Genomic DNA, 15,985 nt, shown 5'->3' with positions numbered 1-15,985 from the left:
TATTATTTTCCAGCGTTTGTTTCTGTTCTGAATGTTTTTGACCACATTTGCCGTGTAATTTTCCGGCGTTTGTTGTCGTTTTGGCAGATTCGCAGGATTCGCTACGCGTGCTACGTGCGTTATCTGTGCTACGTGCGTTACGTGCGCTATTCATAATCAACACCTGCTTAAAAAATTTAATAAAACTGCACATATGCTTATTAAATCTGGCTTGTCTGTACATTCCGACGCACCAAAGCATAAGCATATAATCTGATGTAAATTATACCTATGACTACTTTTTCTTCGCAAAGTGTGGCATTGATGCCGCGCACATCAAATGTAGCAGATTTAGTAAAATATTTCGCAATTACGGATTCTACGCAAAATATTGCGCGCGAAATCATACAAAAAGGCGAAATAATCGCTCGAGATGATGGAAAACCAACAATATTTGCGATTGTAGCAGACGAGCAAACGGCTGGTCGCGGCAGGCTTGGACGCGCGTGGGTGAGTAGGCCTGGGGAAAGTTTCCTAGTATCTTTTGTAACTTTGCTGCCAAAAACGATTGTTATGGACGAAGGTCGAAACGGCTGGCTGCCAATAATTGCAGGGCTTTCGGCGCGAGATGCTCTGCTGGAAACGTTCCGAGAATATAAGAGTTCGCCAATTCATGCGGATGCGTGTGCGCTTAAGCTTAAATGGCCAAACGACGTATTTTTGCACGACTGCAAAGAAGGCGGAATCTTAACGGAAATTGTGGCTGATCCAAGCAAGGATGATGTTGTTGGAGTAGTTTTTGGAATCGGATTGAATTTGCACGTGCCGCAAGAAGTATTGCCGATTAAGATGGCAACTTCGCTGCAAATGCACATGAGCGGGCTGCCGGAAGCTACGGAATTGCGCGATGTGATTGCTGCGAAGATCGTCACTGGATTGCGAGCGAGATTATGCGATTTTATGCGTGATTATCCAAGTAATTGCGCCGGTTTGCTTAAAGAGCTAAGCGATGTGTGTTGGACGCTTGGGCGCAAAGTGAATGTGCATCCGGTTGATGGAAGCGTGGTGACCGGAACGGCTGTGCGCGTTGGGGAAGATGCGTCTCTTACGATTCGCAAAGATTCCGGCGAGGAGATTGTGGTAAAAAGCGGCGATGTGCAGGCCGTTGCGTATGAATAGTGAGATTTAAAGAAAGCAGACGCGATGACTTGCTTTCTGCGCGCGTGTCTATGGTTGGTTGTTTTCGGACATTCGTGCAGTCGTCGTTCTGCGCTAGTGTCTCATTTTGCTTGTTTTGAGACACTAGCGCAGATGAGTTACTGCGCGCGTGTCTGAAGACCGTAGTAGTGAAACATTTGCCGTATTATTTTCCGGCGTTTGTTGTCGTTTTGGACGTATTTGACCACATTTGCCGGAGTTTTTTCCCGGCGTTTGTTGTCGTTTTTGTGTTTTGTGGAAACATTTGCCGGAGATTTTCCGACAAATGTTCCCGTTTAGAGTATTTAGATTTATTCGTTACGCGCGCTTTTTGTTAAGTGCATTGTACAAGCCGGAGCAAGCCGCGCTCGCAACAAAAGCCTTAATCAAATCTCCAATCATGAAGATAATTAAGGTTGCTGCAGCAGTAGAAAGTGGCATGCCGGTAAGTAAGCTCTGACCAAAAATGCCGAATGCGTAAATCACAATCGTGCCGATTATGGAAGCAACTGAGTAGGTGCAGAAGCGTGCGAAAGTCTTCTTAAACGAGCGTTCCGGCATCATTGCGTCAAGAGCAACGTCGAATACGCGCTTCAAAGCGGCAGTTGCAGCAACGCCAAAAATAAAGCCAACGAGGAAGCCAGCAGTAGGACCTACGAATACGGCCCAGCCGCCCTTAAATCCAGCGAACACAGGCAAACCTGCAGCGCCCAAAGCCAAATACATTACAACGGAAGCAACGCCCTTGCGCCAGCTCAAAGTCAAACCAATAATGCACAAAACAAGAGTCTGCAACGTAATTGGCACAGGAGTAATAGGCAAATAAATTGCGCCTGCCATAGTAGAAAGTGCCAAAAGCGCGGTTAGAAGAACCGGCTTAGCAAGCCAGGTTGCGGCTGCCTTTACTTTACTAACGGTTGCATTAGATGTTGCGGTTGCAGTTGTTGCTGCATTATTTTGATTCATGTTAGTCATGAAAACCTTCTTTTGGTTATTGCCGGCATGCTTTGAGTAGTTTGCAACTTAAGTAATTTGCTACTCAAGACTTAAGCCTTTGCCGGCTGTTTTCCGTTTCGCTAATCACATTACGTGCCACAAAAATCATGTGCATTGGAGAAGTGTACAAAATTTTGCTCTAGCTTTTGTGTATGTCGGCTCATACGCAAACGCGACTTTTCTAATATCTTGTAACGTATGGTTACGAATATCAAAAAAATCCTCATCGCAAACCGCGGTGAAATCGCCTTGCGAGTTATTCGCACGGCTCACGAAATGGGCATTTCTACCGTTGCAATTTATGCGCCTACTGATCGAAACGCGCAGTTTGTAGAAATGGCAGACGAAGCGTACGCACTTTCCGGAGACACGTATCGCGACACTTATTTAAACGAAGATGCAATTCTTGACATTATTAAAAGAAGCGGCACGGATGCTGTGCACCCTGGCTATGGTTTCCTTTCGGAAGTTGCGTCTTTTGCTAAGAAAGTCAACGATGCTGGGGTTATTTGGATTGGTCCGCGCCCGGAAGCGCTTATTGATTTGGGAGATAAGATTACGGCTCGTCGCGTGGCAGTTCGCGCGAAAGTGCCGCCAGTTCCAGGAATTTCGGAGCCTGTAAAAGATATTCGAGAACTTTTAACTTTTGCGCAAACTCACGGCTATCCAGTGATGATGAAGCGCACGGATGGCGGCGGCGGACGCGGCATTACAGTTGTTCGTAACGACGACGAGTTGCGCGGCTTTTACATGAATCACGACGCTTTGCAGGGCGGCGACTTAGACGAATATTTTATTGAGCGTTTTATTGACAAAGCTCGCCACGTTGAAACGCAGTGCGGCCGCGACGCTCACGGAAATTTCACCGTATATTCCACGCGCGATTGCTCGGTGCAGCGCCGAAACCAGAAGCTGGTTGAGGAAGCTCCGGCACCGTTCTTGACTGACGATGAAAAAGATCAGCTTTACAGATATTCTCGTAACCTATTTGAAGCTGTTGACTACGTTGGTCTTGGCACGTGCGAATATATGGTGACTTCTCAGCATAAAGTCTACTTCTTGGAAGTTAATCCGCGATTGCAAGTTGAGCACACGGTTAGTGAGGAAGTTAGCGGACTTGATTTGGTGCGAGAGCAGCTCAATATTGCTGACGGCGGCGAGTTGACTAAAGATCCAGAGCCTCGCGGACACAGCTTCGAGCTTCGCATTACTTCGGAAGATCCCGCTACGAATTTGACTCCAAGTTCCGGCACTTTAACGAAAATAAAGTGGCCTTCCGGCCCTGGTATTCGAGTCGACTTTGGTGTTGAAGTTGGAGACAATATTTCTCCAAAATTCGATTCCATGATGGGCAAGCTTATTATTACTGCGCAAAGTCGCGAAACTGCTGTTGCTCGCGTGCGTCGCGCTTTGAAGGAACTTTGTATTGAGGGCGTGCCAACTCCGGCGAAACTTTTTGAGCAGATTTTTAACGACCCTGAGTTTACGGCGGAAAATCACAGTTTTGACGTGTCTACTAAGTGGATGGAACGCAAGTATTTGAACCGTGTTCCTGCAGCTTCTTTGGGTGGGCAGCCGGCTTCGCTTGTTTCTGGAAAGTCTGCGGATGAATCCGAAAATAAGCAGCCTGCAATGGAATCCTTCATTATTGAGGTTGATAATAAGCGCGTAAAGCTTACGATTCCGCAAGATATTGTTGATAATTTGACCGGTTCGGCTAGAGTTCGTAGCGTTTCTAGGGCTTCACAGCCTTTGCGCGGACGTTCTTTGCGCGGTAGCACTCACAAATCTGAAGAACAAAAGCAGATTCCAGGCGTAATTGCAGCCCCTATGCAAGCTGTTATTACGCGCGTGAATGTTGCTGAAGGCCAGCAGGTTGCTAAGGGTGATTTGCTTGTGGTGCTTGAGTCTATGAAGATGGAAAATTACGTTTACGCTCCGGCTGCGGGAACGGTTACTGGCATTTTTGTTGGGCCTGGTGACGGCGTTGAATCTGGCGCAAAGCTTGTGACGATTGATCTTGCTGGAGATAAAAGCGCAGATAAGAGCGCAGATAAAAGCGCAGAAAAAAGTGCAGATAAATCCTACGAAAAATCTTCCGAAAAAAGCGCTGAAAAGCCGCAAGGAGAGCAGAAATGAGCACTTTAGCAAAAGAAAAGTCTGAAACTTATAAAACTGCTGAAACTTCTGAAATTTCGGAGAAAAGTGTGAATAATTCTGACGCAGCAAACTTGCAGCCTCGTCGCGGCAAGGCTGCCGTTCAGCACGCAGCGCAACTTGCTCGTGACGCAGAACAAAAAGCTTTAGAGCGTCAGCACGCAAAAGGCAAAAGCACTGCTCGCGAGCGACTTGACCTGCTTTTTGACACAGGTTCCTTCGTGGAAATCGGCCGCTTTAACGGCGGTGACATTAATAACGATGTTGCCGGATGCGCTGTAATCACCGGTTTTGGCGAAGTTTATGGCAGAAAAGTTGCCGTTTACGCACAAGACTTTTCTGTGCGCGGCGGAACTCTTGGCAAAGCGGAAGGCGAGAAAATCTGCCATCTTTTAGACATGGCTGTTGAACTTCGCGTGCCAGTTGTTGCCGTAATTGATTCCGGCGGCGCTCGCATTCAGGAAGGCGTTAGCGCGCTTATGCAATACGGTCGCATCTTCAAAAAAACTTGCGAAGCGAGCGGCTTAATTCCACAAATCTCCATTATTCTTGGACCTTGCGCTGGCGGTGCTGTGTATTGCCCTGCGTTGACGGATTTGATTATTATGACTCGCGAGCACTCAAACATGTTCGTAACTGGCCCGGATGTTGTTAAAGCTGCAACCGGCGAGGCTATTAGCATGGACGATTTGGGCGGCGGCCTTGTGCATAACGCAACTTCCGGCGTTGCTCACTATTTGGGTGAAGATGAAGCGGACGCAATTGACTACGCGCGCACAGTTTTGGCTTATTTGCCATCTAGCTGTGAGGTTGATCCTCCAACTTTTGCCTACGCTGCAACGCGTGCGGACCGCGAAACTGCGCGAGAGTTGGCAAGTATTGTGCCAGATAACGATCGTCAGCCTTACGATGTGCTCGACGTGATTCGCCGAATTGTTGACTACGGCGAGTTTGTGCAAGTGCAAGAATTGTACGCTGCTTCTGCAGTGGTTGGTTTTGCTTGCATTGAGGGGCATCCGGTTGGAATTGTGGCAAATCAGCCGAAGGTGAACGCTGGTATTTTGGACGTAAATTCTTCCGAAAAAGTTGCGCGATTTGTGCGATTGTGCGATGCGTTTAATTTGCCGGTTGTGACTTTGGTTGACACCCCTGGTTACAAGCCTGGTTCGGATCAGGAGCATGCCGGAATTATTCGCCGAGGCGCAAAGGTGATTTACGCTTATGCGAATGCGCAAGTGCCACTGGTTACGGTGATTTTGCGCAAGGCTTTCGGTGGAGCTTACATTGTTATGGGCTCGAAGTCGATGGGTGCGGACGTGAATTACGCGTGGCCAACCAGCCAGATTGCAGTTTTGGGTGCGCAAGGTGCTGTGAATATTATTCACCGCAAGGATTTGCAAAAAGCTAAAGAGCGCGGACAGGATGTTGCGGCTCTTAGAAAGCAGCTGGTTGACGAATACGAAGCGACTACTGTGAACGCAAATCTTTCGCTGGAAACTGGTCAGATTGATGCAATGATCGATCCGGAGCAGACTCGCGATATGATTGCCGGCTCGCTGAAGCTTTTGCGAAGTAAAAAGCGGGTTTCCAGAACTGGCAAGCATCACGGAAATCAGCCAATGTAGAAATCTAAAGAAATCTGCATAAATTACAGAAATCGCAAAACTTATAAAACTTATAAAAATTTATAAAACTTATTCAAATCGACGAGAAGGAAATATTATGAACACCTACTTTTTCGACCAACTCGCTAATAATCCACACGCTTTAACTTTTGCGGGCCAATCAACTCCTTGGGTTGATTCTCTTAAAGAACTCGGCAAAGACGAGGAGCTAAACGCCGAGCTTCACGAGTATGAGGCTGGCGCAAAAGCTTTGCTTGCACCAATTTACGCTGAACTTTTAGCAAACGCCGGCGGAGACATAAATGTTTTCGACGCGCTTGAAAATAAGCATATTAACGCTGCAAACGCTATTCTTAGCGTGCCGGGAATTAGCTTAGCGCAACTGGGTGCTGTGCGCGACTTAACAAATCTTGGATACAACTTTGAAGTAAACAAGCCTTGCGCAGTTTTGGGCCATTCTCAAGGCGTAATCGCAGCAGAAATGGTAAAAGCGCGTCTAAAAGCAAAATCTTGGCAAAAAGCTCGCGCGCAAATCGAAGAACTTCTTGCAATCGCATACTTAATTGGTGCTGCAGGAGACCGCGAATCTCGCATGCTTGAAATTACCGGCGACGGTGAGCGCACTCCAATGCTCTCGCTTAAAGGAGTTACCAAAAAGCAGGCAGAAGCGTTGATTTCCCGCGCAGAGCGCACGCGAGGAGAAATCTCAATTGCTGTTAAAAACGCTTACAATCACGTGGTTATTGCAGGCTACCCAGAAGATATGGAATCTGTGGCAAACGAAGCGCAAAAAGAAACGAAGCGCTCACAAAAATTGCGCGAAATGAAAGTTCGCGGCGGTGCTGTTTTTGCTCCGGTTGCTGAATACTTAGACGTTACAGTGCCATTCCATTCTTCAATGCTTCAGCCTGCAGTTGAGCAGGTAGTAGAGTGGGCGAGCGAGGCCGGTTTGAACACTACAGTTGCGCGCGAATTAGCGGATGCAGTGCTTGTAACTCCTGTTGATTGGGCTGCGCAAATTGGCGAAGTTTTGGCTAGAAACGATGCGCGTTCGCTTTGGATTTTAGATATGGGTCCTAGCGAAGTGCTTGGAAAGCTTACAGGCGTGCTTGTGCAAGGTACGGGCGCTGGAGTTGTGGAAGCGGCTACAATGCGCTCTCGCGCCGAGCTTTCAACTTCAGACTCGGATTCTGAGCCACAGCGCACCGGCTGCTGGGCTGATTTTGCGCCTCGAGTAATCAACACTCCTTCCGGACGCAAAGTGCTCACTAAATTTAGCAAGCTTACCGGCAAAGCGCCTGTGATTCTTGCTGGCATGACTCCAACAACAGTAGAGCCAGAAATCGTTGCTGCAGCAGCGAATGCAGGCTACTGGGCTGAGCTTGCTGGCGGCGGTCAAGTAACTGCGGAAGTTTTCGATCGTCATATGAAGTCGCTTGAAAATCAGCTTCGTGAAGGCGCAACTATTGAATTTAACGCAATGTTTATGGACCGCTACCTGTGGAATTTGCAATTTGGTTCGAAGCGAATCGTGCCAAAAAAGAGGCAGTCGGGTGCTCCAATTGATGGCGTAGTTATTTCTGCTGGCATTCCAGAACTTGACGAAGCTAAGGAATTAGTAGCGTCTTTGCAAAAAGACGGATTCCCTTACGTAACTTTTAAGCCGGGAACAGTTGAGCAAATTCGTCAAGTTGTGCGAATTGCTAAGGCGGTTGCTCCTGCCACGATTATTGTGCAGGTTGAAGGCGGTGCTGCAGGCGGCCACCATTCGTGGGAGTCTTTGGACGATTTGCTTATGACAACTTACGCACAAGTGCGTGAATGCAATAATTTGGTGCTTGTTGCAGGTGGCGGTATTGGCACTCCTGAGCGTGCTGCAGACTACATTTCTGGCGAATGGGCAAATGAATACGGTTTGCCAAATATGCCAGTTGATGCTGTGATGATTGGCACGGCTGCAATGACAGCAAAAGAGGCGCATACAAGTCCTGAAGTAAAGCGCATGCTTGTTGAAACGCCTGGAATTGTAATGCCAAAAGCTTCAAGCGTTGAAGGTTTTGACGACGATCCGTTCGCACCAATGGGCGAGCGTTGGGTTCCTTCTGGAAAAGTTGTTGGCGGTGTGACTAGTGGCTTAAGCCATTTGCACGCGGATATTTACGAGCTTGAAAACGCTTCTGCACGCTGCGGACGCTTGCTTGTTCACATGATGAAGCATCCGGAAGAGCTTGAAACTCGCCGCGACGAAGTAATTGCGGCACTTAACTCAACTGCAAAACCATATTTTGGTGACGTTGAAAACATGACTTACGCTCAGTTTGCTCAGCGTTTCCTTGATTTGGCATACCCGTGGGTGGATCCTACTTATGCAGACCGCTATCTGCACTTGTTGCAGCGAATTGAAGCGCGATTAGTAAGCCAAGATTCCGGCGAGTTTACGTCGATTTTGCCTTCTCGCGCACAAGTTAGCGAAAAGCCGCAAGCTGCTTTAGACGCACTTTTGCAAGCGTTGCCTCAAGCTCGTGAGATGAACGTCGTGCCAATGGATGCCGCATGGTTCCCAACTTTGGTGCGCGAATACCCGAAGCCAATGCCTTTCGTGCCGGTTATTGACAACGATTTGCTTCGTTGGTGGGGTCAAGATCAGCTTTGGCAGTCGGAAGATTCGCGCTACTCGGCAGATGCTGTGCGCGTAATTCCAGGTCCTATTTCTGTGGCTGGAATTACGACTATGGATGAGCCGATTGCGGATATTCTTGGTCGATTTGAAGCAGCAATGCTTAATCGTGCAGAAGGTGCTAATAAGCGTGCAGAAAATCGTGCAGAAAATAGCGCAAATCAGACTGCATTCAGCCAAATTGCGGCGGCTGCAAACGTAGAAGCTTACGTTCGTGCTTGCCCGAATATTTCTTGGGTTGGTCACGTAACTGCAAATCCAGCTTATGGAAGCGCTTTTGGTGACGAAAATTACGTAATTACTGTAACTTCTACAAATAACGACGTAATTTCTCTCGATTTAGATATTAAGCTAGATACTTTCTGGGATAATCAAGAAAATCAAGAAGCGCAGAATGTTGCTAAAAATGCTGCAAATTCATCAAAACGCAAGCATGCAGTTCGAGATATTGTAATTCCGCTTACTGTTGACGCAAGCCGCGCTGGAAGTATTCCAGTAGTTGACCGCGAGCGCTTGCCAAAGCACGTGTACGAAATGCTTGCAGCAACCGCAGGCATTGGAAATACTGCAATTACAGGCGATGTGCTCGACGCTATGCCAAAGGTTGATCAAAGTGGTGCTCAAGCAAAATTGCCGGAAGATTTGATTAAAGAAGGTTATGCTGAGTCGCCATTTGGTTTGGTTCGTTCAGCTTATACTTTCTCTCGTAATCTTGGAATTGACCACGAATCGGCTACGGCTAGCCGCTTGCCGGATGGTTTACTTGCATCGCATATTGTGCCGGATGCGTTGGTTGGTCCTGCTTGGCCAACAATTTACTCAGCTTTAGGCTCTGTAATGGTTGACGGATACCCGATTATTGAGGGCTTGCTTAACGCGGTTCATTTAGATCACCTGGTTGAGCTTGACGTTGATGCTGAAGATTTGCGCAAGTATGTTGACAAGAGAATCAACTTGCTCGGATGGGCGGAAGCTTATAAAGAATCCGCTTCCGGACGCGTTGTAACAATTCACGTTGTGCACACTGCTGCTGACGGAACGCGACTTGCGCACGAAACCGAGCGTTTTGCTATTCGCGGACGCAGCTTTAGTAACGCTCTTCCGGAACCTGCTGCCGAATATGGTGACGCAGAAGGATTGCACGGTTATGAAATTGAAGATACTCCTCGCAGAGCTTTGCGCAGAGTAGTCGTTCGCGCGCCTCATAATATGACCGCTTTCGCGCGTACTTCTGGAGATTTTAACCCTATCCACACTTCTGCTAGGGGAGCTGCAATTTCCGGACTTTCCGCGCCGCTCGTGCATGGAATGTGGCTTTCTGCAACCGCTCAGCATGTGGCTCAAGCAGTTGACGCAAAGGGCGCTCGCTACGAGCTAATCGGCTGGTCTTACAACATGTATGGCATGGTTCAGCTGGATGACGAAGTAGAAATCACAGTTGAGCGCGTTGGTAAAGTTCGCCGCGGCGGACTCGCTTTGGAAGTTACGTGCCGAGTTGATGGACAAATCGTGTCTAAAGCAAGCGCACTTACTCGCGCTCCACGCGCAGCATTCGTATACCCAGGTCAGGGTATTCAAAAGCAAGGAATGTCGCTGGATGAGCGTGCAAAGTCGCCGGCTGTGCGCGAAACTTGGGAGAGGGCAGATAAGCTTACTCGCGAAAAGCTTGGGTTCTCAATTCTTGCCGTCGTGCGAGATAATCCAAAGGAACTTACAGCTCACGGCGTAACATATCGTCACCCTGAAGGACTGCTGAATTTGACGCAATTTACGCAAGTTGCGCTCGCAACAGTCGCTTTTGCGCAAACCGCGCGTTTGCGTGAAGCTGGATGCGATATTTGGCCAGCCTACTTTGCCGGCCACTCGCTTGGCGAATACAACGCTTTAAGCTCCTTCGCTCAGATTATTCCTCTTGAAACTGTGCTCGAATTGGTGTTCCACCGTGGATCTACTATGCATCATTTGATTGAGCGCGACGAAAAAGGCCGCTCGAACTATCGCATGGGCGCACTTCGACCAAACCAGTTTGGTGTTGGAGACGAAGGCGTAAACGCTTACGTTGAAGGAATTTCCAAAGCTACCGGCGAATTCTTGCAGATTGTAAACTACAATTTGGCTGGCCAACAGTACGCAATTGCTGGAACGATTAAGGGCCTGAAGGCTTTGCAAGCGGACGCTTCTAAGCGTGCGAAAGAGTATGGTGGAAAGCCGCCGTTCATGCTTGTTCCTGGAATTGACGTGCCGTTCCATTCTCGAATTCTTCGAAAGGGCGTGCCGGAATTCCGCGATAAGCTCGATTCGCTTCTGCCAAAGCATATTGACTACTCTGTGCTTGTGGACCGCTATATTCCAAACCTTGTGGCATGCCCGTTTGAGCTTACTCGCGAGTTTGCGCAGAAGATTTTGGACGTTGTGCCATCCGAGCGAATTGAAGCAGCTTTGGAAGACGAAGCAACCTGGAAGTCTTACGCTGACGATGAGCAGAAGCTCGGCCGACTGCTTCTTACAGAGTTGCTTTCGTGGCAGTTTGCATCCCCAGTTCGCTGGATTGAAACGCAGGCTCTTATGTTTGCTGATCGCGCTCGCGGCGGTCTTGGCGTTGAAGAATACGTGGAAGTTGGTTTAGGAAACGCTCCAACTTTGGCAAATCTTGGTGCTAAAACTCTTGCTTTGCCGGAGTTTAGTGGCGAAAAGGTGACTGTTTACAACGTTGGCCGAGACGAGGGTCGCGTTTATATGACAGATACTGATTCGCTTGTGCCGGAAGTGTTTGATGAGGAAGATAGCACGACTGAAGCTGCTCCTGCTGCAACTTCTGCACCTGCATCTCCTGCAGCTTCCGCCGCAAATGCTGCATCTGCTGCTCCTGTATCTGCTGCTCCTGCAGCTAACGCAGCAGCAAGCGGTCCTGTAGCAGACTTGCCATTTAAAGCATCCGACGCAATCTCAATGCTAATCGCCTATAGTGCAAAAATTCGCCTCGACCAAATTGGCGATGCAGACACAACCGACACGCTAACAAACGGCGTATCTTCCCGCAGAAACCAGCTGCTTATGGATATTAGCTCCGAGCTTGGCGTGGCAAGTGTGGACGGTGCTGCAGAAGCTCCAATGAGCGCATTGCGAAAGCTTGTGGATTCGGTTGCTCCGCGCTATAAGGCTTTTGGTGCCGTGCTTTCCGACATTGTTCGCGAACGTTTGCGCGCGCTTTTCGGTGCTGCTGGTGTGAAGCCTGCGCAAATCGACAAGCGAATTTCGGAAGTCTGGCAGCTTGGCGAAGGCTGGCGTGCACACGTGCTTGCGGCTTTGGTTTTGCAAACTCGCGAAGGTGCAAGCGTGCGCGGCGAAAATCTTGCGCAACTTTCTACGGATCCTGCAAAGAATACTGCTGCAGCCGACGCTTTAATCGACGCAGCTATACAGCAGGTTGCTCAAGCTCACGGCGTTAGTGTTTCTCAGCCTGGTGCTGCCGGTAGTGCCGGCGGTGCTGTGGTTGATTCCGCAGCTCTTGACGCTTTTGCTCAGCAGGTTGTTGGAGCTGACGGCGTGCTTGCTGCAACCGCTAAGTTTGTGCTTGCAAAGCTTGGTGTTGAAGCTCCTCAAGCAGAAACTGAATCCGACGAAAATGCGGCTGTTGTAGCTGCTGTTGAAGCAGAGCTTGGTTCGGATTGGCCAAAGCAGGTTGAGCCTCGATTTGATGAGCGAAAGGCGATTCTTTTCGACGACCGTTGGGCTTCTGCTCGCGAGGATGTTGCGCGCTTGTACTACGAGCATGCTGTAAAGAATGAGGATGCTCAAGCAGATAAAGTTTCGGCAATTGCAAGTCGATTCGGTAGTTTCTTGAGCGCAGGTGAGGCTGTAGCTTCGGAAGCTGAGTGGTTTGCTGGTCTTGCAAAATCGCGCGGATTGGAAAATCTTTCCACAATACTTGCTGGTATTGCGCGCGACGCACGTACTAAGCTTTCTCACAATTACGATTCCGACGCAGCTTACGCAACTCGTTTTGCGGGAGAAGTTGCGGTTGTAACAGGCGTTGCACCAAACTCAATCGCAGCTCGCGTAGTAACAGGCTTGCTTGCAGGTGGCGCGACTGTTGTTGCAACTTCGCATAGCTTCAAGCCGAGCGTAAAGTCTTGGGCAAAGAAAGCGTATCGCGGATATGCTTCAATGGGTGCGAAGCTTTGGCTTGTGCCAGCAAACTTGTCTAGTTACCGCGATGTTGACGCGCTTGTGAAGTGGGTTGGCACGGTTTCGAAGAAAGTTAGCGGCGCAACCACTACTATTTTGAAGCCAGCTTACGAGCCGAGCATGTTCTTCCCGTTCGCAGCGCCTCCAGTTCACGGCACTTTGGCTGATTCCGGTTCGCTGTTTGAATCGCAATCGCGCTTAATGCTTTGGGGCGTGGAGCGTGCAATTGCTGGATTTGCGCAAATTGGAGCAGATACGGATGTGCAACATCGTATGCACGTTGTGTTACCTGGCTCTCCAAACCGCGGTATGTTCGGCGGCGACGGTGCTTACGGCGAAGTTAAGAGCGCGTTTGATGCGATTGTGAGCCGTGCGCACGCGGAAAGCGTGTGGTCGGATCGCGTGACGTTTGCGCATCCAAAGATTGGTTGGGTGCGCGGAACCGGCTTAATGGGCGGAAATGATCCGCTTGTGGCTGTGGTTGAGCGTCACGGATTAACTACCTACTCTACGCAAGAAATGGCTGATCGTTTGCTTGATTTGTGCACTCGCGAAGCTCGCGAACAGGCTGCAATCGAGCCTTTGGATGTTGATCTTACGGGTGGATTAGGCAAGGAGCCGCTTGATTTGAATGCGCTTCGTGCAGAAGCTTTGGAAGATCAAAAGCGTGCGGAAGCTGCAGAAGAAGCTGCGGAATCTGCTGAAGAAACTGCTGAATCTTCTGCTAAATCAACTGCTAAATCAACCAACAAAGCACTTCCAACTCCTTACGTGCCAACTCAGCCGCAAGTCAACTTGTCTGATTGGAAGAGCGTAACAGCGCGTCCAGAAGACGAAATCGTAATCGTCTCCGTCGGCGAGCTTGGACCATGGGGTTCCGGACGTACTCGTTTCGAAGCAGAACTTGGAATTAAGGAAGATGGTTCCGTAGATCTTTCTGCAGACGCAGTGCTGGAATTGGCTTGGAATATGGGCTTGCTTACTTGGCAGGACTCGCCAAAGCCAGGCTGGTACGATGCTGAAGGCACGCTTGTTCCAGAAGAAGATATTGCGGAGAAATATCGCGATGAAGTAGTTGCGCGCTCCGGTATTCGACCATTCGAAACAGGAATGGGCGGCGACTACAAGGACGGAGCAAACGAAGAAGAAGCAGAAATCTTCCTCGATCACGACGTGAGCTTCAGCGTGCCAACAGAAACAATTGCGCGCGAATACGTGGCTCTCGACGAAGCGCATACTGCAATTGCTCGCGATGCAGAATCTGGCGAATGGACAGTTACTCGCAAGGCAGGTTCTATGATTCGCGTGCCGCGCAGGGCTGCAATGACCAGAACTGTCGGCGGACAATTCCCTAAGGGCTTCGATCCGCTGAAGTGGGGAATTCCAGCTTCGATGGTTGGAAGCGTTGACACGATTGCGTTGTGGAATATCGTCACAACCGTGGATGCTTATATTTCCGCCGGTTTCACGCCTTCGGAGATTTTGCAGTCTGTGCATCCATCGCTGGTTGCTTCTACGCAAGGCACCGGTTTTGGCGGCATGAGCTCAATGCGAAAACTGTACTTGGATCGCTTCCTTAACCACGAAATCCCAACCGACGTGCTGCAAGAAGCGCTTCCAAACGTTGTGGCAGCGCACGTAATGCAAACCTACATTGGCGGCTACGGAAACATGGTTCAGCCTGTGTCGGCTTGCGCAACTGCAGCGGTTTCGCTTGAAGAAGGCGTTGATAAGATTGCGCTCGGCAAAGCGGACTTCGTAGTAACTGGCGCAATCGACGATATTGGCGTGGAATCTGTGGTCGGCTTCGGCAACATGAACGCAACTGCCAATAGTGAGGAAATGTATGCTAAGGGCATAAATCCTCGATTCTTCTCTCGTGCGAACGATCGCAGACGCGGCGGCTTCCTTGAGGCGCAAGGCGGAGGTACGATTTTGGTTACACGCGGAGATATTGCGCTGAAGCTCGGCTTGCCGGTTGCGGGAGTTGTTGGTTTCATTCACTCCTACGCTGATGGCATCCATACTTCCATACCTGCCCCGGGCTTGGGTGCGTTGGCTGCAGGCATGGGCGGTGCTAAGTCTAAGCTCGTGCGCGATTTGGCAGCTCTCGGCGTTACTCCGGACGATATTACCGTGGTTTCTAAGCACGATACGTCTACGAATGCAAACGATCCGAACGAATCCGAGCTGCACAATACTCTTGCGCACGCAATCGGACGCACTGACGGAAATCCACTGTTCGTAATCAGCCAAAAGACGCTAACCGGCCACGCAAAGGGCGGCGCGTGCATCTTCCAAATCAACGGTTTGACGCAACTGTTTAGAACTGGCGTAATTCCAGCGAATGTGTCGCTTGATTGCGTGGATCCTAAGCTTTCGCGAGACGACCACATGGTTTGGTTGCGTGAGCCGATGCGTATTGGTGCAGGAACTGTGAAGGCTGCGCTCGCAACTTCGCTAGGCTTTGGCCACGTGAGCGGATTCGTAGCTTTGGTTCACCCTGGTGCTTTCGAGGCTGCTGTGGCTGCTAGCGCTGGTGCTGAGGCGCTGGAGGAGTGGCGCAAGCGTGCAAACGCTCGCTTGGCGGCCGGCCAGAGAAGGATTGAGGAAGGCATGATGGGTCACGCGCCACTGTTTGAGCCAGTGGAAAATCGCCACTTGCTCAAGGATGGTACGCGCCTGCCGGATGGCACTCGCTATGACGGTCACGAAGCAGAAAAGGCGATGCTGCTTAATCCTGAAGCTCGCCTTAACGCGAATGGCTACTACTGCTGAGCTGCTGCTTTAGCTGGTTTTGACTACAAACGCCGGGGAATTTTCCTCGGCGTTTGCGCTCTAACCTACTTTCGTGATCATAGCGTGGCGCGAGTTTTGGGGGATTTCTTTCCTCGCACGTCCCGTCCTTCGGGCGCTCTGGCTGTTAAAGGCGTTTAGTGTGTTCGCCTTTCTTAAAGAATGTAGCTTCTCAGTCCTCTTTTAGTGCTCGTAAAGAAATCCCCCAAACTCTGCATGCTAATTCGTTAATAACCGTGCTAATCGCAGAGATTTTTCGATTTTTCTTCTTCACTCGGCGAATCAGCAGCCTTCGGCTCTGACGTTCGCCTCGCTCAGTGCGAAAAATCTCAAATCTCTACCACGCGAATATTCACACGACTGAATGACG

At 49.6% G+C, this 15,985-nt stretch carries 5 protein-coding genes; 4 read left to right on the top strand and 1 reads right to left on the bottom strand.

All coding sequences use genetic code 11. The annotated features are described in order from the left end of the window. The first annotated feature begins 270 nt into the window (after positions 1-270). Entirely contained in the window at positions 271-1,158 is an 888-nt protein-coding gene (locus NG78_RS05500; protein WP_004133739.1) for a biotin--[acetyl-CoA-carboxylase] ligase, read from the top strand. Positions 1,159-1,494: 336 nt separating this feature from the next. Here the strand turns inward: NG78_RS05500 and NG78_RS05505 are convergent, their stop codons facing one another. Further along, positions 1,495-2,151: a biotin transporter BioY gene (locus tag NG78_RS05505; RefSeq protein ID WP_004133737.1), complete on the bottom strand. Its 657-nt coding sequence runs from the start codon at positions 2,149-2,151 to the stop codon at positions 1,495-1,497. A 219-nt stretch (positions 2,152-2,370) separates the two neighbouring features. On the opposite strand from NG78_RS05505, the gene NG78_RS05510 reads away from it, so the two are divergent. The 3 genes from NG78_RS05510 to NG78_RS05520 all read left to right on the top strand — a co-directional run bounded on the left by NG78_RS05510 (position 2,371) and on the right by NG78_RS05520 (position 15,597). Continuing rightward, positions 2,371-4,311, top strand: coding sequence for an ATP-binding protein (locus tag NG78_RS05510; protein ID WP_004133735.1), 1,941 nt, complete (start codon positions 2,371-2,373; stop codon positions 4,309-4,311). Further along, complete coding sequence (locus NG78_RS05515; protein WP_004133732.1) at positions 4,308-5,954, top strand: acyl-CoA carboxylase subunit beta; 1,647 nt, start codon at positions 4,308-4,310, stop codon at positions 5,952-5,954. Before NG78_RS05510 ends, NG78_RS05515 begins: the two co-directional genes overlap by 4 nt. 97 nt (positions 5,955-6,051) lie before the next feature. Continuing rightward, on the top strand, positions 6,052-15,597 hold the full coding sequence (locus tag NG78_RS05520) for a type I polyketide synthase (RefSeq protein WP_004133730.1): 9,546 nt from the start codon (positions 6,052-6,054) through the stop codon (positions 15,595-15,597). The last annotated feature ends 388 nt before the right edge of the window (positions 15,598-15,985 follow it).

Origin of the sequence: Gardnerella greenwoodii 00703Dmash (genome assembly GCF_000263635.1) — a bacterium.
GTDB lineage: Bacteria > Actinomycetota > Actinomycetes > Actinomycetales > Bifidobacteriaceae > Bifidobacterium > Bifidobacterium greenwoodii.
Note: the sequence above shows the minus strand (reverse complement) of the source record. Positions and strands in the feature narration are given on the sequence as shown.